Genomic DNA, 21,668 nt, shown 5'->3' on the forward strand with positions numbered 1-21,668 from the left:
GCAGGCAATCGCTACTTACCGCTTCGAACGATCCGCAAGCAATCGCGACGGCCGAGGTAGCGGTTTATTCACTGCGTGTTGTCAGTGCGGCGCGTTAAACTTTCATCAACGACGCAGCAATTCGAGACCGGAAAGCAGGCTATAGCCACTTTTGAGAACACAAGGCGAGATCGGCGACCCGACTACCCCCACTGCAGGCCTGAGCTCACCCACCCCGCCGACTTCGTCGGCTTCCATGCCCGGTGGTGCAGACAACGGCTCGGGCCCGGCAGCACGCACCGTGCGTTCCAGTATCGAACTCGCTCCCGAATCCGTGTTCCCGTTCCTCGGTTCGGCCGACCAGAACCTGCGTGAACTCGAGCAGCTGCTGGATGCGGATATCCATGTCCGCGGCAATTCCGTGACCCTCACCGGTAAGGCGGCCGATGTCGCGCTGGCCGAGCGGGTGATCGAACAGCTCGTCGCGCTGACCGGTCGCAATCGAGTGGTGACCCCGGAGGCGGTGCGCCACACGGTATCCATGCTCACCGAGGGTTCCTCGGAATCCCCGGCCGAGGTACTGAGCCTGGACATCCTGTCCCGACGCGGCAAGACCATCCGGCCCAAGACGCTCAACCAGAAGCGCTACGTCGACGCAATCGACGCCAACACCATCGTGTTCGGCATCGGCCCCGCGGGTACCGGCAAGACGTATCTGGCGATGGCCAAGGCCGTGCAGGCATTGCAGACCAAGCAGGTCAACCGGATCATCCTCACCCGTCCCGCCGTCGAGGCGGGCGAGCGGCTCGGCTTCCTGCCCGGCACGCTGAACGAGAAGATCGATCCGTATCTGCGCCCGCTCTACGACGCGCTGCACGACATGATGGATCCGGAGGCCATTCCGAAGCTGATGGCGGCCGGTGTCATCGAGGTCGCGCCGCTGGCGTATATGCGAGGTCGCACGCTGAACGATTCGTTCATCATTCTCGACGAGGCGCAGAACACCACGGCCGAGCAGATGAAGATGTTCCTCACCCGGCTCGGATTCGGTTCGAAGATCGTGGTGACCGGTGACGTCACCCAGGTCGACCTGCCCAATGGCGCGCGCTCGGGTCTGCGCGCGGCGAGTGAGATCCTGACCGGCATCGAAGATATCCATTTCGCCCAGCTGACCAGCAGCGATGTGGTTCGGCACCGGTTGGTCTCCGATATTGTCGACGCCTACGAGCGGGCCGAGGCCGAGCGGGTCACCCAGGTCGGACCGCACTATCCGGGCAATCGCGCACAGCGTCGTGCCGCGAGCCGGGGAGATCGGCGATAGTGGGACGGACGTGTCCGGGCCAGCCGCGCGGTGCGGGCCCGGGCACACCGAATACCCTGATCAGGTGAGCATCGAGATCGCCAACGAGTCGGGTGTCGACGTACCCGAAGAAGACCTGGTCAGTGTCGCGCGATTCGTGATCGGCCGGATGGACGTGCATCCGGCGGCCGAGCTGTCGATGGTGCTCGTCGATCTCGACACCATGGCGGATCTGCACATGCGCTGGATGGACCTACCCGGCCCGACCGATGTCATGTCCTTCCCCATGGACGAACTGGAGCCCGGTGGCCGACCGGACAGTGCCGAACCGGGTCCGTCCATGCTCGGCGATATCGTGCTGTGCCCCGAATTCGCCGCCGGCCAGGCCCGCAAGGCCGGTCACTCGCTCGATCACGAACTCGCGCTGCTCACCGTGCACGGTGTGCTCCACCTGCTCGGCTACGACCATGCCGAGCCGGAGGAGGAGAAGGAGATGTTCGCGCTGCAGGCACGGCTGCTCGAGGAGTGGTACGAGAGCCTGCGCGAGGCACAGCGGCGAGCCGAATTGGCCGAGCGCGATGCCCGGCTGCTGGGGAAGGCCGGTTTCACAACGCCCGGTGAGGCGCTAGGCCCCGCGTGAGTTCGCTGACTCTGATCCTGCTGGCGGTTCTGCTCGTCCCGGTCGGTGGGGTGTTCGCCGGAGTCGATTCGGCGCTGAACACCATCTCACCGGCGCGTCTCGACGATATGGTGCGGGCGGAGCGGCCCGGCGCGGTGCGGCTGACCAGGATCGTGGCCGATCGGCCACGATATGTGAATCTGCTTGTGCTGCTTCGTATTCTGTGCGAGATATGCGCGACGGTGCTGTTGGCGGCGGCGCTGATTCCGCTGTGGGACGACAATTGGGCGCTGCTGTTCACCGCGGCCGTCATGGTGCTGGTGGACTATGTGGTGATCGGAGTCGGACCGCGCACACTCGGGCGTCAGCACGCCTACTCCATCGCATTGGCCTCGGCGCTGCCGCTGCAGTTCATCGGCACGGTGCTCGGTCCGGTCAGCAGGCTGCTGATCCTCATCGGCAATGCGATCACCCCGGGTAAGGGATTTCGCAACGGCCCCTTCGCATCCGAGATCGAGCTGCGGGAAGTGGTCGAGATGGCCAGTGAACGCGGTGTGGTGGCCGACGACGAACGCCGCATGATCCAGTCGGTCTTCGAACTCGGCGATACCCCGGCCCGCGCGGTCATGGTGCCGCGCACCGAAATGGTCTGGATCGAGGCGGATAAGACTGCGGCACAGGCGATGTCGCTCGCGGTGCGCAGTGGACACTCCCGCATTCCGGTGGTCGGCGAGAACGTAGACGACATCCTCGGCGTGGTATATCTGAAAGACCTTGTGCCGTATGCGGATAGAAGTCGCAAGGTGCAGGTGCGCGATGCCATGCGCCCGGCGGTGTTCATGCCCGACTCCAAACCGCTGGACAGCCTGCTCGACGAAATGCAGCGCCGCAGAAACCATATGGCGCTACTGGTCGACGAATACGGCGGCATTGCCGGACTGGTGACCATCGAGGATGTGCTCGAGGAGATCGTCGGTGAGATCGCCGACGAATACGACACCGACGAAACCCCACCCATCGAGGACCTCGGCGAGGGCCGCTACCGGGTTTCGGCTCGACTGTCGGTCGACGATCTGGCCGAACTGTACGGCCTGGAAATCGAGGAGGAGGACGTCGATACCGTCGGCGGCCTACTCGCCCACGCACTGGGCCGGGTGCCGCTGCCCGGCTCCAAAGCCGTTGTGCACGGCCTGGTGCTGCGTGGCGAAGGCGGTGCGGACGCGCGGGGACGGGTGCGGGTGCACACCGTCGTGGTGCGCAAGGCGCTGGAGAAATCGCATGCCGAGAAGGCCAACGGCAAGCGCAAAAGTAACGGATCCGAGCGGGAAATCCCGACCGATCGTGATGAGAACGGAGACAGCGAATGACCGAATTGGACGCCGAGGACACCAAACTCGTGGTGCTGGCCAAGGGCGCGCTCGGCCGCACCGGCGGCAACTCGGGCGCGGCCATCCGCGATACCGACGGCCGCACCTACGCGGCTGGTGATGTCGCCCTGCAGTCCCTGCGACTGACCGCCTTGCAGGCCGCCGTCGCGGCCGCGATCTCCAGTGGCGCAGAGGGATTCGAGGCGGCCGTGGTCGTCAGCGGCAAGCTATCGGATCCGGGCGTCTTCGCGATTCGCGAGGTTTCGCCCGAGGCGCGCATCGTCTTCACCGACCGCTCGGGCGCGGTCTTCGAGATCGTCGACGATGCCGCAGGCGCGGAGGTGCAGGGTGGCTGATACATCCACCGAATTCCGTTCCGGCTTCGTCTGTTTCGTCGGCCGTCCGAATACCGGCAAGTCGACGCTGACCAATGCGCTGGTCGGCCAGAAGATCGCGATCACCTCCTCGCGCCCGCAGACCACCCGCCACACCATCCGCGGCATCGTGCACCGCGAGCACGCCCAGCTCATCCTGGTCGACACCCCCGGTCTGCACCGCCCGCGCACTCTGCTCGGCCAACGCCTGAACGACCTTGTCCGCGATACGTATTCCGAAGTCGACGTGATCGCCCTGTGTATTCCGGCCGATGAGAAAATCGGCCCCGGCGACAAATGGATCCTGCAGCAGATCAAGCAGATGGCGCCGAAGACCACTCTGCTCGGTGTGGTCACCAAGATCGACAAGGTGAGCCGCGACCAGGTCGCCGAACAGCTGATGGCGCTGTCGCGACTGCTCGGCCCGGACCACGATGTCGTACCGGTCTCCGCCGTCAAGGGCGAACAGGTCGAGGTCCTCGTCGACGTCATCGCCTCGAAAATGCCTGAGGGACCGGCCTTCTACCCCGACGGCGAGCTCACCGACGAGCCCGAGGAAACCCTGATGGCCGAGCTCATCCGCGAAGCCGCCCTGGAGGGTGTCCGCGACGAGCTCCCGCATTCGCTCGCCGTGGTTATCGAAGAAGTCCTCCCGCGCGAAGAAAACGAAGACCTGCTCGACGTGCACGCCCTGCTCTACGTCGAACGCGCCTCGCAGAAGGCCATCATCATCGGCAAGGGCGGTGCCCGCCTCAAAGAGGTAGGCACCAACGCCCGCAAACAAATCGAACACATCCTCGGCGTCCGCATCTACCTACACCTGCATGTCAAGGTTGCCAAGGATTGGCAGCGCGACCCGAAACAGCTTGGCAAGCTCGGGTTCTGACGCAGGGATATCCCCGCTGTCGCCGGGACCTCCTCGAACGCTGGTGGCGAAACGTACCGGTCGAGCACCGAAAGGTCTTGTACGTCGTACTACTGAACCACGGGGAGGTCACTGAGCAAGAGACGCCGCGCAGCGCCGGGACATACACCAGCGCGGAGACGGCGCGGGCGATCGGGGCGGCGCGGAGTGCGTGCGCGGCAACGGTGTGATCGGCAGCGAAGCGCCCACCCTGGACTTGCAGGTGCGGTGAATTGCCCAGGCTTGTAGCGGATCTCGCTGCCTACCCCGATCTGGCGCACTACCATCCGCCGCGGCGGCGACCGCACCGGACTGGTCTACGACGTAGCCGGTGTGGTCCGTGCCAATCGTGCCCGGCCCGAGCGCGCCCGCGATGTCAATCGCGCCGCCATCGCACTGCAACTGCGCGGCACCGACTATCTCGGAGTCTGTACTTCTCCCGAGGTCGAGTGGCCGCCGAGTCGACCATCGGCATTCTCATTGCCACCGTCCTCGGGAAGTCCAGCCAGCCGCGGCAGTGTTTGCTGATGTATCCGCAGGGCGCCGTCAACGGCCGGGGTCCGGACGGGTACCAAGAGCGATACCGAGGTCTGGACCCTGCCCGAACGCTGGACTCACCACCACGGCTCGGGGCGGTGGCGCTCCCAGCGCAGTTCCGATTCCAGTTGTGCGGCAACGGAAACCAGGAGCGGCTCGGTGTTCGCGGTGCCCATGAGTTGTGCGCCCACCGGCAGGCCGGTGTCGGTGAATCCGGCTGGGACATTCACCGCGGGCCAGCCGAGTACATTCCAGGGCCAGGTATACGGGCATGCGGCCGTGATGAGGTCGTTGGTGGCGTTGACGCCGATACCGTCGATCTCTTCGGCGCGTGGCGGGGGAGTCGCGGTGGTCGGGGCCAGCACCAGATCGTAGTCGCGGAAGAAGCCGCCGATTTGCTTGTGCAGCAACGTTTCCGCCTGACGTGCCGCGAACAGTGCGGGTCCGCTGAGTGCGCGGCCGAACCGGACGTTCGCGGTGGTGCGTGGATCCACTTGTATGCCAGGCATTTTGTCGTAGACGTGGCGGACCCCCGCCAGCGAGCGCGGTAGGAAGGACGCACCGATCATGATGCCGTAGTGCAGATCCGCCACGGTTACCGAATGACCGAGGCGGCGCAGTGTGGTGGCGATGCGCTGCACCGCGACTTCGACCTCCGGATGTAGCGCGGTTCTGGTGGCGGTGAACGGGATTCGCAGCGAGAGGGCGATGCGTAGTCGTCCTGGATCGCGGCCGACGGCATCGGAGATGGTGAGCGGTTCGGGGGTGTGCAGATCGCCGGGATGCGGTCCGGCGGCGGTGTCGAGCAGCAGGGCGGCATCGGCGACGGTTCGGGCCAACGGTCCGTTCACGGTGAGGCCGTGGAATGCCTCGGCCGCGGGCCAGGTGGAGATGCGGCCGCGCTGTGGTTTGATGCCGACGAGATTGGTCCACGCGGTCGGGATGCGGACCGAGCCCGCGCCGTCGGAACCCAGTGCGGCGGGTACCAATCCGGCCGCGACGGCAGCCGCGGAACCGCCGGATGAGCCGCCCGGTGTGTATTCGGCACCCCATGGGTTGCGAGTGTGGCCGAAGGCGGCGCCGCTGGTGAACGGCAGTTGGCCGAGTTCGCAGGTATTGGTCTTGCCGACGATCACCGCACCGGCCGCGCGCAGTCGTCGAACCGATTCCGCGTCTTCGGTTTTCGGCGGGAGCTCGCCACCGCAGCCGAATGCCGTTGGCTCACCGGCGATATCGGTATCGTCCTTGATCGCGATCGGCACGCCGAGCAGAGGGAGACGTTCGCCGGCGGCCAAGCGCTCGTCGGCCGCGACGGCCTCGGCGAGTGCCTTTTCGCGCCGGACGATACGGAAGGCATTCAGGGTCGGCTGACTCGCCTCGATCCGGTCCAGTGCGGCGCCGACCGCGGCCACGGAGCTGATCCTGCCCTGTGCGAGGGCGGCTGCGAAGTCGGCGAGGCCGAGTTCGGCGGTCTCGAATGGGCGCAGGGTGGCGTCGGACACCGTCATGTGAGCTCCGTCTCCTTCGATCTTTCGTTGCACGGTAGCGCGGAGCTGGTCAATCGTCCACATCGGCTCCCGAATCTCCACCCCAGGTAGGAGGCCGAGCTATAGACATACATACCGTATGTATGTAATGGTGGACACGAACTGCCAACACATGGAGGAACCATGGGAATCAGTACGTCACTCGGCCGCGCACATGAGGTGGATCTCCCCGGCGGCCGCATCCGGTACTACGACACAGGGGAGGGCGCGCCGGTCGTTTTCGTGCACGGCCTGCTCGTCAACTCCGATCTCTGGCGCAATGTCGTCCCCACCATCGCGGCGGCGGGCTATCGCTGCCTCAGTCCGGACCTGCCGCTCGGCTCACACGAAATCCCGGTCCCCGCAGCGGATCTCACGCCCACCGGGGTCGCCGATCTGATCGCCGACTTTCTGGAGCGACTCGACCTCACCGACGTCACCGTTGTCGCCAATGACACCGGCGGCGCGATCACCCAGTTGTTGCTGACCCGTCGTCCAGAGCGGATCGGCCGCGTCGTACTGACCTCGTGCGACGCCTACGAGGCTTTCTTCCCGCCTGCCTTCGCGGCGCTGCCTGTGCTGGCGCGGGTACCCGGCTCGCTGCGGCCGCTGACCGAGTTGATGCGGATCCGTGCACTGCATCGTCTGCCGATCGCGTTCGGCTGGGTGACAAAGCGCCCGGTCCCGCCGGAGATCGCAGACTCCTACCTGCTGCCGAGCCGGAATTCGGCGGCGATCCGCAAGGATCTGCGCCGGTTCCTGAAGACCGTGCATCGCCGCTACACGCTCGACGCCGCTACCCGATTCCCATCGGTGCGGGTTCCGGTGCTGGTCGCATGGGCTCGCGAGGACAAGATCTTCCCGGTGAAATTCGCCGAACGCCTGGCCGCCGACCTGCCGAACGCGACCCTGAAGTTCATCGACGACTCCTACACCTTCCTGTCCGAAGATCAGCCCGAGTTGCTCTCCGAAACGATTCTGGAGTTCACTCGGGCGCATGCAACGCCGTAGTCAGGAGGATCGCTCCCGTGCCACCCGAGCCGCGCTCGAGCAGGCCGGTCGCCGGTTGTTCGCCGAGCGCGGTTTCGCGGCGACCTCGGCCGAGGAACTCGTGACCGAGGCGGGAGTCACCCGCGGCGCCCTGCACCACCACTACGGCGATAAGCGCGGTCTGTTCCTGGCCGTGCTCGAAAAAATAGAGGTCGAGACCACGCAGGAAATCGAAAACGTCATCGGCGCAGGTAATCCCGATGACATTCTCACCTCGATGGCCATCGGCCTGAATGTCTTCCTGGAGATCTGCCAGCGCCCGGAGATGATCCGCATCACCCTCTACGACGGCCCCGCGGTCCTCGGCTGGCAGGCATTTCGCGAATTCGAGGCGCGCCATGGGCTGGGGTTGGTCATCGCCCAATTGGAACGCGCCCGTGACGCGGGGCTGATCGCCGATGCGCCGATCCAGGTCCTGGCCCAGCTGATCTTCAGCGCGGTCACCGAGGCAGGTTTGATCGTCGCGCACGCAACAGATAAGGCCGCCGCGCAGGCCCAAGCTCAGCAGTCCCTGATGCTCCTCATCGGAGGAATTCTCCGCACTTGACGTGTGCGCCGGTGTCACATAGCTAGTGGTCTCCGCGCATAAGTTGCACCTTGTGTGAGGAGGGCACTGGTTCTGCGAGGTCGGGGCGAGCCGGTTATTGGATGGGGAAGTTGAAGTACGTGTTCGGGAACGGCTCGTTTTTCAAGGTGAAGTGCCACCACTCTTCGGCGAGGTTTTTGAAACCGTGCTCGTCCATGAGGTTCACCAGCAGCTCACGGAGTGCCCGCTGGGTACCGCTCGGTGCTGGGTTGGCCGTATGCGCGAGTGGATCGAAGCAGTCGTAGCCCGTGCCGAAGTCGAGGGTGTTGTCCCGGAAGCGCTGGTCGGCGGGCAGTGTGCAGGCGCGCAGCGGATCGCCGGGGTGGTACTGCTCCTGATCGGCGGCCGGTAGCGTGACGATCGTGAGATCCAAGGTGCTGCCCCTGCTGTGCCCGGACTTCTCCGCGATGTACCCGTCCCGGAACAGATTCGCCTTCTCCACCGTCGGATAGAACTCCGCCCGCATCTTGGTATCGCCGAGATCTTTTGCCCAACTGACGAATTGGTCCACCGCCCGCTGCGGTCGGTAGCAGTCATAGGTCTTCAGCCCGAGCCCCATGGGCTGCAGCTCTCGCTGCACCTGCGCGAGAGCCGCGGCGGCCTCCTTCGTCAGCAAGCACTTCGGCGCGTCATACCCATTGATCCGCCCACCGATGAAGTTGTGCTCCCCGAAGTACCGCGCATCAACGATGATCGTCGGATCGAGTTCCGTCACCGAAACGAACGCCGTCTCATCAGCCGCGGGCGAACTCGGCTTCTCCCCGCAACCCGCGACCCCGACAGCCGCGACCGCCGCCAAAACTGCTGAGCAGAACCGAATTCCGCGCATCCGCAGATCATAACCACCGATCTACGTTCCCGGACCGAGTTGCGCACGCAACCGCCCGCCCAACTCCGTCGCCTCCGCACCCGACCAGGGAATCACCCCGTTCTCCGCCATCAACGCATGAAACTGCTGACGCTCATACGAGCAGAAAGATCAGGCCTTCGTCTACGCCGTCGCCTGCTCGCTCGATGACGAATGCGGCATGCTCGATCACCGCGAAGGGTGTCGATGTGTTTCGATGGCCGCGCCTGGGCGTGGGGGTCGGGGGTTCGTGGGAGGATGAGGGCGTGCGGTTGTATCGGGATGAGGCGGTGGTGGTTCGCCAGCATAAGCTGGGGGAGGCGGATCGCATTGTCACGTTGTTGACGCGGCAGCACGGGTTGGTGCGGGCGGTGGCCAAGGGGGTGCGGCGGACCAAGTCGCGGTTCGGGGCGCGGTTGGAGCCGTTCGCGTATGTGGACGTGCAACTGCATCCGGGGCGCAATCTCGACACGGTCACCCAGGTGCACACCATGGAGGCATTCGCCGCCGATATCGTCGACGATTATGGCCGCTACACCACGGCCTGCGCGGTACTGGAGACCGCGGAGCGGCTGGCCGGTGAGGAGCGCGCGCCCGCACCGAAGCTGCACGCATTGACCGCGAGCGCGCTGCGGGCGATCGCCGCCAAACAGCGCCCGCACGAGCTGATTCTCGACGCATACCTGTTGCGCGCCATGGGTTTTGCGGGTTGGGCCCCCGCGCTGGACGAATGCGCGCGCTGCGCGACACCCGGCCCGCATCGCGCCTTCCACGTCGCCGCCGGTGGCGCGGTCTGCGTGCACTGCCGCCCGCCCGGTTCGGCGACCCCGGCCCCGGGCGTGCTCGACCTGCTGATCGCCCTGTTGAAGGGTGAGTGGGAGTACGTCGAGCAGGTTCCCGAACAGATCCGCAGACAGGCCAGCGGCCTGGTCGCGGCGCACCTGCAGTGGCATCTGGAACGTCAGCTGCGCACCCTGCCGCTGGTCGAGCGTTCACCCGAAACCGCCAAGGCGTCCGCTACCGCCGGACAAGCGGGCTGAACGGCACCAATTCCGCGGTGTGGGTCGGTCTGACCTCCGCTTTTTCGCCACTCACGGGGGTTCCCGCGGATTTCTGCGTTGAATGGGTGCACAGACCGAACCGTCCTGTGCATCCGATCAGGTGGTGCGCACAATCCCTTCACAACCATCAGGCAGGATAGATGCCGTGATCCTCCGTCGAGACTCTGCCGCGCTGACCAGGTCGACCAGCGCACGGTCGGGTGCCGAACGCACCGTCCGTCCGCCGTCGCCGCATCCATCGGGGGCGACGCCGCCGGAACTGCCTGCGGAGTTGGTGCCCAATCATGTGGCGCTGGTGATGGACGGCAACGGTCGTTGGGCGCAGGAGCGCGGGCTGCCGCGCACCGCGGGGCACGAGCGCGGCGAGGCGGTCCTGATGGACACCGTCGAGGGCTGCATCGAGATCGGCGTGAAGTGGCTCTCGGCCTACGCCTTCTCCACCGAGAACTGGCGGCGCAGCCCGGAGGAAGTGCGCTTCCTCATGGGGTTCAACCGGGATGTCATCCGCCGCCGCCGCGACGAGATGCACGAAATGGGTGTGCGGGTGCGCTGGGCGGGGCGGCGACCGCGCCTGTGGCGCAGCGTGATCAACGAACTCGAGACCGCGCAGGAGCTGACCAAGGACAACACGGTGATGACCCTCACCATGTGCGTCAACTACGGTGGTCGTGCCGAAATCGCCGATGCGGCAAGGGAAATCGCGCGTCGTGTGGCCGCGGGTGAGATCGATCCGGAGCGGGTAACCGAGGCGACGGTCGCCAAATACCTGGACGAGCCGGATATGCCGGACGTCGACCTGTTCCTGCGCCCGTCCGGCGAATTCCGTAGTTCGAACTTCCTCATCTGGCAATCCGCCTATGCCGAGTATGTCTACCAGGACACGCTGTTTCCCGATTTCGACAGGCGCAACTTGTGGGAGGCCTGTCTCCAGTACGCTTCGCGTGATCGCCGCTTCGGGGGGACCAAGTGAACGGCGGCAGCAAATGAACGGCGGCACCGATATGGACGCAGCAGTCACCCCCGAACAAGAGCTACAGGCCCGCGCCGGCGCCTGCCTATCGCTCTACGACGTCGATGTGCGCGTCGACCCCGAAGGTTCGATCGGCTTCGAATACCAGGGCGCGCTGTGCTCGTTGCGCGCGGTGACGCTGGCACCAGGCCTGGACGTGCTGACGCTGACCTGCGTACTGGCCTGGGACCGACCACTCAAGCCGCAACTGCACAAGCGAGTTGCCGAGCGCAACAGCGCGATTCAGTTCGGTTCGATCACACTGATCACCCGCGGCAACCAGGCCGATGTCATGTTGCGCTACACCTTCCCGGCCGCCGGTCTGGACGATCAGGCGCTGGCGACCATGCTGCTGCTCGTGCTCTCCGGTGCGGGTAAGGCGAGGCAGGGACTGCTGCCCTGAACCGCTGACCGCATGACAGATGTCATGGCAGGTTCGTGACACTCGTGCGAGGTACCGGCCCCCGGTTTGCGTGACCGTTGAGTCATGACATCGGCACTGACATCCACGGCCATCTCGGCCGCGGCGGGCGGCTCGGCCAGGCACCGGGCGGCGTCCGCGATCGAACTGCGCGACCTGCACAAGAGCTTCGGACTCCCGGGCGGCGGCGAGGTGCATGCCGTCGACGGACTCGACCTGGTGGTCGCGCCGGGTGAGATCGTCGCCTTCCTCGGCCCCAATGGCGCGGGTAAGACCACCACCATCGATATGCTGCTCGGGCTGGCAACGCCGGACTCCGGCAGTGTCCGGGTTTTCGGCGGCCCACCGGCGGAAGCGCTTGCGGCAGGCCGTATTTCGGCGGTCATGCAGTCCGGCGGCCTACTGCCTGATCTGACCGTCGCCGAGACCGTGCAACTGGTGGCCACCCTGCACACGCATCCGCGTTCGGTCGATGAGGTGCTCGCGCGCGCCGGTATCGCCGATATCGGCGGTCGGCTGGTCGGCAAATGCTCGGGCGGTCAGAAGCAGCGGCTGCGCTTCGCGCTCGCGCTGCTGCCGAATCCGGACCTCATCGTGCTCGACGAGCCGACTACCGGCATGGATGTCGAAGGACGCCGGGAATTCTGGAATGCGATGCGCGAGGATTCCGATCGCGGCCGCACCGTCCTGTTCGCCACCCATTACCTCGATGAGGCCGACGCATACGCCGATCGGATCGTGCTGGTGCGTGCGGGCCGGGTCGTCGCCGACGGCAGTGCCGCCGAGATCAAGAACCTGGCCGCGGGACGTGCCGTCAGTGCGACACTGCCCGGTGCCGACGCTGCCCTCCTGCTCGCGGTTCCGGGCATTGATGACGTCGAGCTGCGCGGTGACCGAATCATCGTGCACACCAAGGATTCCGACGCCATCGCCCGCTATCTGCTCACCGAGACCACCGCAGTCGATCTCGAAATCACCTCGCACAATCTCGAATCCGCATTCCTGGCGCTCACCACCGGAGACAACTGAAATGACCACCCTCGCCCCACAAGCTGTTTCGATGCGCGTCTCGCTCGGCGGCTTCAGCCTCGGCTTCCTGCGCCTGGAACTGCGCCGCATGCTCCGCAATCGGCGGACCATGATCTTCACGCTGGTCATGCCGCCGCTGTTCTTCGTCATCTTCGGCCTGCAATCCGATTACCGGACAGAGTCATTCGGATCGGGCAATGTGACCGGCTATGTGATGGTGTCGATGGCGGTGTACGGCGCGATGCTGGCCACCACCAGCGGCGGCGCCATGGTCGCGATCGAACGCGCGCAGGGCTGGAGCCGCCAATTGCGGCTCACCCCATTGCGTCCCGTCGCCTACATCGCCACCAAGGTCGCCGTCGCGATGGTGCTCGGGCTGGTCTCGGTTATTGCGGTCTTCGTCATCGGGGGAATCTTCGGCGCCCACCTGACGGTCACCGCCTGGGTGAGCTGCTTCCTGCTCGCGTGGATCTGCTCGCTGGTCTTCGCCGCCTTCGGCCTGTTCGTCGGCTACCTGCTGCCCTCGGAGAATGTCATGCAACTGCTCGGTCCAGCCCTGGCGGGCCTGTCCTTCGCGGGCGGCCTGTTCATGCCGCTGCACGGCTGGTTCGAGACGGTCTCCAAGATCTTCCCGACAAACGGCGTCGCCACCTTGGCCCGCATGCCGTTCGGCGACACCAGCGCAGGATCGATCGCGCTGGCCATCCTCAATGTCGTCGTCTGGGCCACGATCTTCGTCGGCGGCGCGGCCATTCTGTTCCGCCGTGACACCGCACGTTGAACGATCGGGGACGACCAGCCGCCTGCCCCGGAGGGTGGGCGGCTATGCGGTGCTCGGTGCTCGGTGCTCGGTGCTCGGTGCTCGGTGCTCGCGGCCAGTGGCCCTACGGTGCCGGGTCCGCCGTGACGTGCACGGCGGTGTTGTGCGGCGGCGTGATGCCGGGCGGTCATCCTGGGTCGGTTGGCGCGGCGGAGCCGCTCGGCTGCGGAGATCATGCGGGGCGTGGGGTTTCGGCGGCGCGGACAAGTGCGGGTTCGGTAGCGTCGCGATTCGTGATCGACCACTGTGCGCGCAACCGAGGTCGGGGTTCGGCGTGCGTGCTGTTGGTGTGGGAGTGCCGATGCGTGTGAAGTCCGTGCTGCGGGGTGGTGCGGCATCCGAACTACTCGATCGGGTGGTCCGCGACGGCGGAATCGGGGCGAACGGGAAGCGGCGCGGGTGGTTCGGCGGACTCATGTCGGTCGTGTGGCTGTCGTACATGATCGGACCGATCATCCAGAGCTGGCAGGACGCGGATCAGCCGACGGCGAGTCTGGCGACCGCGACACTGCTCGCGTACGCGGCGCTGATCGTCGGTTCTTTTATTGTCTTCCGGCGGACCGATGGCACCAGCCGGTTGGTGGAGCCGCCGGTCGATCGGCGCATGTGGCCGGTGCTCGTCGGTATGACGGCGTGCAGCGCGGGGTTGATGGCATTGCTCGGCGCGGTCGCGCTGCCGACATTGATCTTCGTCGGCGTGATCGCGATCTTTCATATGCCCTCGCGCGAATCCGGTTATGTCGCGTTCACGGTGACGCTGGCGATGTTGCTCGTGCCGATGGTGCTGTCGCGCCTGTCCGGGGTGCCGTTCTGGGTGTCGTTCGTACCCGCCCTGATCTGGGTGGCCAGGCAGTTGGGCGTGCGTGGCGAGCAATTGGCCGAGCTGGCTGGACGGCAGCAGGCCGAACTCGCGATTGTCGAGGAACGCAACCGGGTCGCGCGCGACGTGCACGATATCCTCGGCCACTCGCTTACCGTGATCACGGTGAAAACCGAACTCGCACAACGTCTTATCGATGTGGATCTGACGCGGGCGAAGGCCGAGATGGCCGATGTCGAGCGGCTGGCGCGGGAGGCGCTGGCCGGAGTGCGGGATACCGTCGGCGGTCTGCGTGAGGTATCGCTGCGCGGTGAATTGGCCAATGCGCGAACCGCACTGGCAGCCGCCGATATCGATGCCGCGCTGCCGGATGCCGTACCCGATACGCGCCACAGCGAATTGTTCGGGTGGGTGCTGCGCGAGGCGGTCACCAATGTGATTCGACACAGTGCCGCACGACACTGCACGGTCACGGTGACCGATACGAGCATCGAGGTCGTCGACGATGGTCGCGGGCTGGGGACCGTCGAATCCGGATCGGGACTGTCCGGCCTGCGCGAACGGGTGCGGGCCGCTGGGGGAACATTGACGCTGTTGTCGTCCGAGGGAGGTGTTCGTGTTCGTGCAACGGTGCCCGAGTGATCCGGAAATGGGTTTGCACTCGTGCGGTTTCTGCTGCGATTCGGCCGAAAGTGCACGTTCAGGCCAATTCCCGTTGTCGAAGGACAATGCCGCATGATCCGCCTGCTCCTCGCCGACGACCAGGCACTCGTCCGTGGCGCACTCGCCGCACTGCTCGGCCTGGAAGCCGATCTGGAAGTCGTCGCGGAGGTCGGTCGCGGTGACGAAGTCCTCGATGCGGTCGCGCGCACAACACCCGATGTGGTGCTGCTCGATGTGGAAATGCCGGGCATGGACGGCATCGCGGTAGCGGCGCAACTACATGCCGCTCATCCGGATCTCCGTATCCTCATGGTCACGACCTTCGGCCGTCCCGGCTATCTGCGGCGCGCGATCGATGCTGGTGCAAGCGGATTCGTCGTGAAGGACACTCCGGCCCGCGAACTCGCGGACGCGGTGCGCCGAGTCCACCTGGGCTTACGCGTTGTCGATCCCGCCCTTGCCACCGAAACCTTGACCGTCGGTACTTCGCCACTGACCGCCCGCGAACGCGAGGTCCTCGCCGCCGCGGCCGACGGTGCCACCGCAGGCGCCATCGCCAAACAGTTACACCTGTCGGAAGGCACCGTCCGCAACCACCTTTCATCCGTCATCGGCAAAACCGGAACCAGCACCCGCGCCGAGGCCGTCCGCGCCGCCGAACGCCTCGGCTGGCTCTGAGCACTCGGTGGGTGGCAGCCGGCCTGAGCTGCCGCATAACCAGCGCCTTCCTCGCAGAGGCCGCAACTTGTGCGAGGTAGCAACTGGATATGCGACCTTGCCTCGCTCTGACTGAGGCGCCCGCGGATCCGGGGCTCGCGTCGAACGGCCGGAGTGCACTTCGGACTATGTGTCGCCTGTGTGGGCGGCCAATTGGCCGAAGGGCAGCAGGGTCGCTACGCCGCGAGCCAGGGTTTCCGGATCCACGTCGCCGACGATCAAGTGCTGCAACATGAATCCCGGCACCAGGCCGATAATCGCCGTCGCGACCGCGTGAATATCGGTGTCGGGCGGTAGCCAGCCCACCTGCACCATGCGCTCGGTGTACTCGGTCCACCGATCGCGCATCGCGAGCACAGCGGCCTTGACGTATTCGGCGGCCTCGTCGTCCACCAGCGCCAGCGCCCACGCCTGTGGCGCGAGCCGGACATGACCGTCCGGACCGCTGTGCGCGACCATGTACTCGGCGACGATCCGGAGGACCTGGGCCGGGGTCGGCAGCGGATCGGACCGGATCGCCCTGGTCATGGTGGCGCGCAGCTCGACCGTGGTATCGGTGGCCAAGGCGGCGATGATGTCGTTCTTGCCCTTGAAGTACCGGTAGACAGCCCCCGCCGAGAGGCCCGATTCGGTGAAGATGTCCTGCATCGAGGTCTCGTAGAAACCCTTGCGGGCAAAGCAGAGCTGCGCGGCGTCGAGGATCTGCTGCCTGCGACGTTCCAGGTGTTCTGCACTGACTCTGGGCATGGCTCCAAAGTAAAACGAATGCTCGTTCTTGACAAGCTGGAGAGGGCGTGCGACGGTATCCACATCGAAAGAGAACGGTCATTCGATTTTCGGGAGAACGTCATGAATACGATCCAGCGGGCAGTCGGTGTCGGTGTCGCCGCGGCCCTGCTCCAGGCGTTGATGTTGATCGCCTTCGCCTGGCCCGCGGCCCATATCGCGCCGCGCGATCTGCCCATCGCCGTCAGCGGCCCGCAGGCTGCCGTGGTCGCCGACAAACTGGCCCAGCACGATCCCGATGCCTTCGATATCAGCAACCCCGCCGACGAAGCGGCAGCGCGCGAGGCGATCGAGAACCGGGACGTCTACGGCGCCGTCATCACCGGCGGCGGCGCACCGCGTGTATTGGTCGCCTCCGGCGCGAGTCCCGTTGTGGCACAACAGCTCACCGCGATCGCCCAGCAGCTGTCCGGTGCGCCGGCCCCGGCGGTCGAAGATGTGGTGGCCGCCGATCCGGACGATCCGCGCGGCACCGCCTTCGGGGCGATGGTATTGCCGCTGGTCATGTCCGGTATCGCGGCGGGTGTCGTGCTCAGCCTGTTGATTCCGTCGGTCGGCGGTAAGACGATCGGACTGATCACCTTCGGCATCGCGGGTGGGTTGTTGAGCATCGTGATCATCCAGACCTGGATGTCGGTGGTTCCCGGCCCCTATCTGACGCTGGCCGCCGTCGCGGGCCTGGTGTCCTTCGCGGTCTCCGGTGCGGTCGTCGGCCTGTCCAGCGTGATCGGCCGCGCGGGCATCGGTATCGCCGCGCTGACCATGCTCCTGGTCGGCAATCCGTTCTCGGCCGCGACCTCGGCTCCGGAACTGCTGCCGCAGCCGTGGGGAGCCATCGGCCAACTGCTGCCGCCGGGCGCCGCCGCATCACTGCTGCGCTCGGTTGCCTTCTTCGACGGCGCTGCTGCCACCAAACCTCTGGTGGTCCTTATCATCTGGGCTCTCGCCGCCCTTGCCCTCCTAGGGGTAGGGGCACTTCGCGGACGTCGTTCGGCCGCGGCGCCCGCCCCGGCCCGTTCGGGCGACCCGGTCGCCGTCTGATCCCGTACTCCTCCGAAATCGACCGCGGGCCGCCAACCACTGGCGGCCCGCGTCATGTGCTCGCGCACCAGCCGCCGAATCGTCTCGGCGTCGACACCCGGTGAGCGGAGCGGCGAGGGCGCGGATCCTGTGCGGCGAGACAAGTGGGCCACCATCGCTCGGTCATCCGAGTGATGGTGGCCCACTGAGGTTCTCAGGAGATGGTGAAGGAGAAGTTCGGGGCGGCGCCCTCACCCTTCTTCGCGTCGTAGGTCACCACGTAGGTGCCGGTGGCCGGAGACGGAACCACGAAAACGACGTAATTCTTTGCGTTGTCGATGGTTTCGTTGGTATTCAGCAGTTCGTTGATCGGCCCGCGGATATCGGCCGGAATCGTTTGGCCGTCCGGGGTTTTCACGGTGAAGTAGTCGTAGAAGACATTCAGTCCGCCCGCCGAGATCCCGGGTCCACCAATGATCTTGACGCGCAACGAGAGATCCATCTTGTCGCGCTCGTTCTTGGTGTAGCTCGGAGCCAATGTGCCGCCGGTGATTTCGATCGTCGTCTGATCCTGCACCAGTTTGCCGGTGACATTCAGCGTCTTCGGCGCGACACCTTCGACCTGAGCCGAGGCCTTCAGCGGAATCTTGGTCTGGTTATCCGAGGCCTGTCCGTAGATCACGGTAATGGTGTCGAGCAGGTGCTCGGCATCGTGCAGCGTCTTGACCGACGTGGTGACATTTCCGGTGGCCGAACCCTTTCCGGGCACGGTCGGCGAGTCGAAGCTCGCTCCGGCGTCGACCTCCTTGTCGACCTGCAGGTAGGTGTTATTGCTGATGGTCTTGTTGTCGGGCGTGGTGTTCTTGTAGGTGATATCGATCAGCACCTTGGCGCCGCCGAACTCGTCGGGCACCACGGTCGCTTTGTCCACCGTGATATCGAAACCCTCGTACCATCCGGTCTTGCCGATACTGCGGACGGTCGACTGACCGTTTTTCGCCCCCGGCTGCCCCTGGCCGACGGTGCTCTGCGCGGACGCCGTCGTGGTCGGTCCGGACTTGGCGTCCTTGTCGTTGCACGCGGTCATGAGCAGGGCGGAGCTGCCGATGAGTACGGCCGCTCCGATTGTGGTGATTTTCCGGCGTCTGTCCGCCGCGAAAATGGTCGATCGCACGCTGCCTCCCAGAAGATTTCGATCTCAGTGCGCGACGCCCGGAACCCCCGGACGTTATGTGATTCGCAGTGAAATCTTCCTCGGCACCGGCGCCGTTAACTATGTGACTGCCATCACACTTTGGCGCGGTCCACCTTCGCGCATTCGCAGCAGGTTCCGAAGATCTCCATGGTGTGGCTGACCTCGGTGAATCCGTGTTCGCCAGCGATGGTTTCGGCCCAGGCCTCGACCGTCGGTCCCTCGACCTCGACGGTACGACCACAGTGTCGGCAGACCAGATGGTGATGGTGTCCGGTGGAGCACTGTCGGTAGACGGATTCGCCGGTGTCGGTGCGCAATACGTCGACGAGTCCGGCATCGGCCAGCGACTGCAGGGTGCGGTAGACGGTGGTCAACCCGATGCCCTCGCCGCGGCGGCGCAATTCGTCGTGCAACTCCTGCGCCGAGCGGAATTCGTCGATATCACCGAGCAGCGCGGCGATCGCACTGCGCTGGCGGGTACTGCGAATGCCCACCGGCTTCTCCGGCAAGGCCGTCTTATCTGGCACGATCACCCTTCCTCGGCATGGGCCACGGCATCGACCACGATATGCGCCAGGTGGTCGTCGACGAGTTCGTACAGCACTTCCCGGCCGGAGCGTTCCCCGTGCACCACGCCCGCGGACTTGAGAATCCGCAGATGCTGGCTGACCAGCGGTTGGGTGACACCGAGAACATCGACCAATTCGTATACACAACGCGGCGATTCACGCAATTGCAGCACTATGGCGATGCGCACCGGGGCGGCGAGGGCGCGCAGCAACTCGCCCGCGTCCTCCAGGACGCTCCGTGACGGCACCGGCACCGGCGCGGGTGATCGGTATGGGTTGTGCGGGTGGGCGGTCGCGGTCTCGGCGGTCATCGAACCAACTCCTTATTGGAAAGCGATTCCATTTTGATATGCACAGTTGCGCATGTCAAACGAGCGCGCCGACGACTAGGCGTGTGCGGTGCAAAACCGGTTGGCCGGTGCCGATAGGCTGGAGGGCAATCTTCAGCCGAGTCGTGCGACTCGGCGCAATCGAATCCGACTCGTAGTGGATGGAGAATTCTCGAGTGGCACCCAAGTCGAAGGTGGACACCGTTGCCAACCTCGCCAAGCGCCGGGGTCTGGTGTACCCGTGTGGTGAGATCTACGGCGGCACCAAATCGGCATGGGACTACGGTCCGCTGGGTGTCGAGCTCAAGGAGAACATCAAGAAGCAGTGGTGGCGGTCCATGGTCACCAGCCGTGAGGATGTGGTCGGCCTCGACTCGTCGGTGATCCTGCCGCGTCAGGTGTGGGTCGCCTCCGGTCACGTCGGCGTATTCAACGATCCGCTGGTCGAATGCCTGAACTGTCACCACCGGCACCGGCAGGACCACCTGCAGGAGGCCTACGCGATCAAGCACAAGATCGACGATCCGGACTCCGTCTCGATGGAGCTGGTGGTGTGCCCGGACTGCGGCACCGTGGGTCGCTGGACCGAGCCGCGTGACTTCAACATGATGCTCAAGACCTACCTCGGACCGGTCGAGTCCGAAGAGGGTCTGCACTACCTGCGCCCGGAAACCGCGCAGGGCATCTTCATCAACTTCGCGAATGTGATGACCACCGCGCGCAAGAAGCCGCCGTTCGGCATCGCGCAGATCGGCAAGAGCTTCCGCAACGAGATCACCCCCGGCAACTTCATCTTCCGCACCCGTGAGTTCGAGCAGATGGAGATGGAGTTCTTCGTCAAGCCGGGTGAGGACGCGGAGTGGCACAAGTATTGGATCGACACCCGGTTCGCCTGGTACACCGACCTCGGCATCGACCCGGAGAACCTGCGGCTCTTCGAGCACCCGAAGGACAAGCTGTCGCACTACTCGGCGGGCACCACCGATATCGAGTACCGCTTCGGCTTCCAGGGCAACGAGTGGGGTGAGCTGGAGGGCATCGCCAACCGCACCGACTTCGATCTGAAGACCCATTCGGAGCACTCCGGCAATGACCTGAGCTACTTCGACCAGACCACCAATGAGCGCTACACCCCGTACGTCATCGAGCCCGCGGCCGGCCTGACCCGCTCGCTGATGGCGTTCCTGGTCGACGCGTACACCGTCGACCAAGCGCCCAACGCCAAGGGCGTCATGGAGGAGCGCATCAGTCTGCGGCTGGACCGCAGGCTCGCGCCGGTGAAGGCAGCGGTGCTGCCGTTGTCGCGCAATGCGGATCTGACGCCGAAGGCGAAAGATCTTGCCGCACAGCTGCGTAAGAGCTGGAATGTCGAATTCGACGATGCCGGCGCCATCGGCCGTCGTTACCGGCGCCAGGACGAAATCGGCACGCCGTTCTGCATCACCGTCGACTTCGACACTCTCGAAGACCAGGCGGTGACCGTCCGTGAGCGTGATTCCATGGCGCAGGAGCGGATTGCGCTGGACAAGGTCGAGGGTTATTTGGCGCAGCATCTCATCGGCGCCTGAAGTCGATAGCGAGCAACGCCCTGTCGCGCTGCGGCGGGGCGTTTCGCATGCCTATGTGCCCCCTGGGGCGAATCCATAGCCGCTAGGTGGATTCGGGCGTACCCGGGGGTCGCGGGCTTCTTACGCCGGAGGTGCATTCAGCACCAGGTTTCCGGTTCGACTGGACGAGCATGCCGATCGCGCTCGGGATCAGCAGCGCGCACCCCCACGGCACCGCGACCCAGAACGGCCAGAAGTATCCCGCGCCGGTGGCCACCCAGATCGTGATGCACAGTGCGTTGACCGCGGCCCAGGGAATCCACATGATGATGACCCATTGCGGCACTCGTTGTGCCGCAGGTGCCGCTTTGCGCGGCACGGGCAGGTCCGAGAGCAGCGGGTTCAGCTCGCCATAGGTTTTGGCGGCATACACCTGTTTGAGTCGGTCGTCGTATTCGTGCAGCGACAACCGGCCGTCGTTCATCGCCACCCGCAATTGTTCGGCGATTTTCTCGCGGTCTGCGTCCGATGCCCGCAGCCTTTCCTCACCCACGGGTGTCAGCTTAGGGCCTGGTGCCGTCCATGGCAGTGCG

General features: G+C 65.4%; 23 protein-coding genes. 16 read left to right on the forward strand and 7 right to left on the reverse strand.

Annotated elements, in window-relative coordinates; all coding sequences use genetic code 11:
- Positions 1-235: 235 nt before the first annotated feature.
- The 5 genes from ON44_RS09245 (at position 236) to era (ending at position 4,525) form a co-directional block, all read left to right on the forward strand.
- Positions 236-1,300 carry a PhoH family protein gene (locus ON44_RS09245; RefSeq protein ID WP_040688007.1) on the forward strand — a complete coding sequence of 355 codons (1,065 nt, stop codon included), beginning with the start codon at positions 236-238 and terminating at the stop codon, positions 1,298-1,300.
- Positions 1,301-1,364: 64 nt separating this feature from the next.
- Positions 1,365-1,919 carry an rRNA maturation RNase YbeY gene (ybeY, locus tag ON44_RS09250; RefSeq protein ID WP_040688009.1) on the forward strand — a complete coding sequence of 185 codons (555 nt, stop codon included), beginning with the start codon at positions 1,365-1,367 and terminating at the stop codon, positions 1,917-1,919.
- On the forward strand, positions 1,916-3,265 hold the full coding sequence (locus ON44_RS09255) for a hemolysin family protein (protein ID WP_040688011.1): 1,350 nt from the start codon (positions 1,916-1,918) through the stop codon (positions 3,263-3,265). The genes ybeY and ON44_RS09255 overlap by 4 nt, the downstream gene beginning before the upstream one ends.
- Positions 3,262-3,621 carry a cytidine deaminase-like protein gene (locus ON44_RS09260; RefSeq protein ID WP_040688013.1) on the forward strand — a complete coding sequence of 120 codons (360 nt, stop codon included), beginning with the start codon at positions 3,262-3,264 and terminating at the stop codon, positions 3,619-3,621. The genes ON44_RS09255 and ON44_RS09260 overlap by 4 nt, the downstream gene beginning before the upstream one ends.
- Positions 3,614-4,525, forward strand: a complete 912-nt coding sequence (gene era / locus ON44_RS09265; RefSeq protein ID WP_040688014.1) for a GTPase Era — start codon at positions 3,614-3,616, stop codon at positions 4,523-4,525. The genes ON44_RS09260 and era overlap by 8 nt, the downstream gene beginning before the upstream one ends.
- Before the next feature lie 632 nt (positions 4,526-5,157).
- Here era and ON44_RS09270 read toward each other — a convergent pair.
- Complete coding sequence (locus ON44_RS09270; RefSeq protein WP_051181802.1) at positions 5,158-6,588, reverse strand: amidase; 1,431 nt, start codon at positions 6,586-6,588, stop codon at positions 5,158-5,160.
- A 162-nt stretch (positions 6,589-6,750) separates the two neighbouring features.
- On the opposite strand from ON44_RS09270, the gene ON44_RS09275 reads away from it, so the two are divergent.
- Both ON44_RS09275 and ON44_RS09280 read left to right on the forward strand, forming a co-directional pair.
- Positions 6,751-7,617, forward strand: coding sequence for an alpha/beta fold hydrolase (locus ON44_RS09275; protein ID WP_040688016.1), 867 nt, complete (start codon positions 6,751-6,753; stop codon positions 7,615-7,617).
- Complete coding sequence (locus ON44_RS09280; protein WP_040688019.1) at positions 7,604-8,203, forward strand: TetR/AcrR family transcriptional regulator; 600 nt, start codon at positions 7,604-7,606, stop codon at positions 8,201-8,203. The genes ON44_RS09275 and ON44_RS09280 overlap by 14 nt, the downstream gene beginning before the upstream one ends.
- A gap of 94 nt (positions 8,204-8,297) precedes the next feature.
- Here the strand turns inward: ON44_RS09280 and ON44_RS09285 are convergent, their stop codons facing one another.
- Entirely contained in the window at positions 8,298-9,071 is a 774-nt protein-coding gene (locus ON44_RS09285) for a M15 family metallopeptidase (protein ID WP_040688021.1), read from the reverse strand.
- Positions 9,072-9,355: 284 nt separating this feature from the next.
- Between ON44_RS09285 and recO the strand changes: the two genes are divergently transcribed.
- The 7 genes from recO to ON44_RS09320 all read left to right on the forward strand — a co-directional run bounded on the left by recO (position 9,356) and on the right by ON44_RS09320 (position 15,590).
- Positions 9,356-10,129 (forward strand): DNA repair protein RecO, encoded by a 774-nt coding sequence (recO, locus tag ON44_RS09290; RefSeq protein WP_040688078.1) that lies wholly within the window; start codon positions 9,356-9,358, stop codon positions 10,127-10,129.
- 193 nt (positions 10,130-10,322) lie between these two features.
- On the forward strand, positions 10,323-11,120 hold the full coding sequence (locus ON44_RS09295; RefSeq protein ID WP_040688081.1) for an isoprenyl transferase: 798 nt from the start codon (positions 10,323-10,325) through the stop codon (positions 11,118-11,120).
- A gap of 13 nt (positions 11,121-11,133) precedes the next feature.
- Positions 11,134-11,562, forward strand: coding sequence for a CesT family type III secretion system chaperone (locus ON44_RS09300; RefSeq protein WP_083897748.1), 429 nt, complete (start codon positions 11,134-11,136; stop codon positions 11,560-11,562).
- Positions 11,563-11,646: 84 nt separating this feature from the next.
- Complete coding sequence (locus tag ON44_RS09305; protein WP_083897749.1) at positions 11,647-12,609, forward strand: ABC transporter ATP-binding protein; 963 nt, start codon at positions 11,647-11,649, stop codon at positions 12,607-12,609.
- Position 12,610: 1 nt separating this feature from the next.
- Positions 12,611-13,390, forward strand: a complete 780-nt coding sequence (locus tag ON44_RS09310) for an ABC transporter permease (protein WP_040688023.1) — start codon at positions 12,611-12,613, stop codon at positions 13,388-13,390.
- A 340-nt stretch (positions 13,391-13,730) separates the two neighbouring features.
- The gene (locus tag ON44_RS09315; RefSeq protein ID WP_085998503.1) at positions 13,731-14,891 is read left to right on the forward strand and encodes a sensor histidine kinase; all 1,161 of its coding nucleotides are present in this window, start codon (positions 13,731-13,733) and stop codon (positions 14,889-14,891) included.
- A 93-nt stretch (positions 14,892-14,984) separates the two neighbouring features.
- Positions 14,985-15,590, forward strand: coding sequence for a response regulator transcription factor (locus ON44_RS09320; protein WP_040688024.1), 606 nt, complete (start codon positions 14,985-14,987; stop codon positions 15,588-15,590).
- 165 nt (positions 15,591-15,755) lie between these two features.
- Here ON44_RS09320 and ON44_RS09325 read toward each other — a convergent pair whose 3' ends face one another.
- A complete protein-coding gene (locus tag ON44_RS09325; RefSeq protein WP_040688025.1) occupies positions 15,756-16,376 on the reverse strand; it encodes a TetR/AcrR family transcriptional regulator in 621 nt (206 codons plus the stop codon).
- A gap of 102 nt (positions 16,377-16,478) precedes the next feature.
- Between ON44_RS09325 and ON44_RS09330 the strand changes: the two genes are divergently transcribed.
- Complete coding sequence (locus ON44_RS09330; protein ID WP_040688026.1) at positions 16,479-17,456, forward strand: hypothetical protein; 978 nt, start codon at positions 16,479-16,481, stop codon at positions 17,454-17,456.
- A 193-nt stretch (positions 17,457-17,649) separates the two neighbouring features.
- On the opposite strand, the gene ON44_RS09335 is transcribed toward ON44_RS09330, so the two are convergent.
- From ON44_RS09335 to ON44_RS09345, 3 genes are all read right to left on the reverse strand, one after another.
- Positions 17,650-18,609, reverse strand: coding sequence for a hypothetical protein (locus ON44_RS09335; protein ID WP_040688028.1), 960 nt, complete (start codon positions 18,607-18,609; stop codon positions 17,650-17,652).
- A 113-nt stretch (positions 18,610-18,722) separates the two neighbouring features.
- A complete protein-coding gene (locus ON44_RS09340; protein WP_040688089.1) occupies positions 18,723-19,157 on the reverse strand; it encodes a Fur family transcriptional regulator in 435 nt (144 codons plus the stop codon).
- A gap of 2 nt (positions 19,158-19,159) precedes the next feature.
- Entirely contained in the window at positions 19,160-19,510 is a 351-nt protein-coding gene (locus ON44_RS09345) for an ArsR/SmtB family transcription factor (protein WP_040688033.1), read from the reverse strand.
- Between the two features lie 194 nt (positions 19,511-19,704).
- Between ON44_RS09345 and ON44_RS09350 the strand changes: the two genes are divergently transcribed.
- Positions 19,705-21,096, forward strand: a complete 1,392-nt coding sequence (locus tag ON44_RS09350) for a glycine--tRNA ligase (RefSeq protein WP_040688036.1) — start codon at positions 19,705-19,707, stop codon at positions 21,094-21,096.
- 82 nt (positions 21,097-21,178) lie between these two features.
- Here ON44_RS09350 and ON44_RS09355 read toward each other — a convergent pair whose 3' ends face one another.
- Positions 21,179-21,628 (reverse strand): DUF1707 domain-containing protein, encoded by a 450-nt coding sequence (locus tag ON44_RS09355; RefSeq protein WP_083897750.1) that lies wholly within the window; start codon positions 21,626-21,628, stop codon positions 21,179-21,181.
- Positions 21,629-21,668 lie beyond the last annotated feature (40 nt).

The organism is Nocardia vinacea NBRC 16497, assembly GCF_000308835.1.
GTDB lineage: Bacteria > Actinomycetota > Actinomycetes > Mycobacteriales > Mycobacteriaceae > Nocardia > Nocardia vinacea.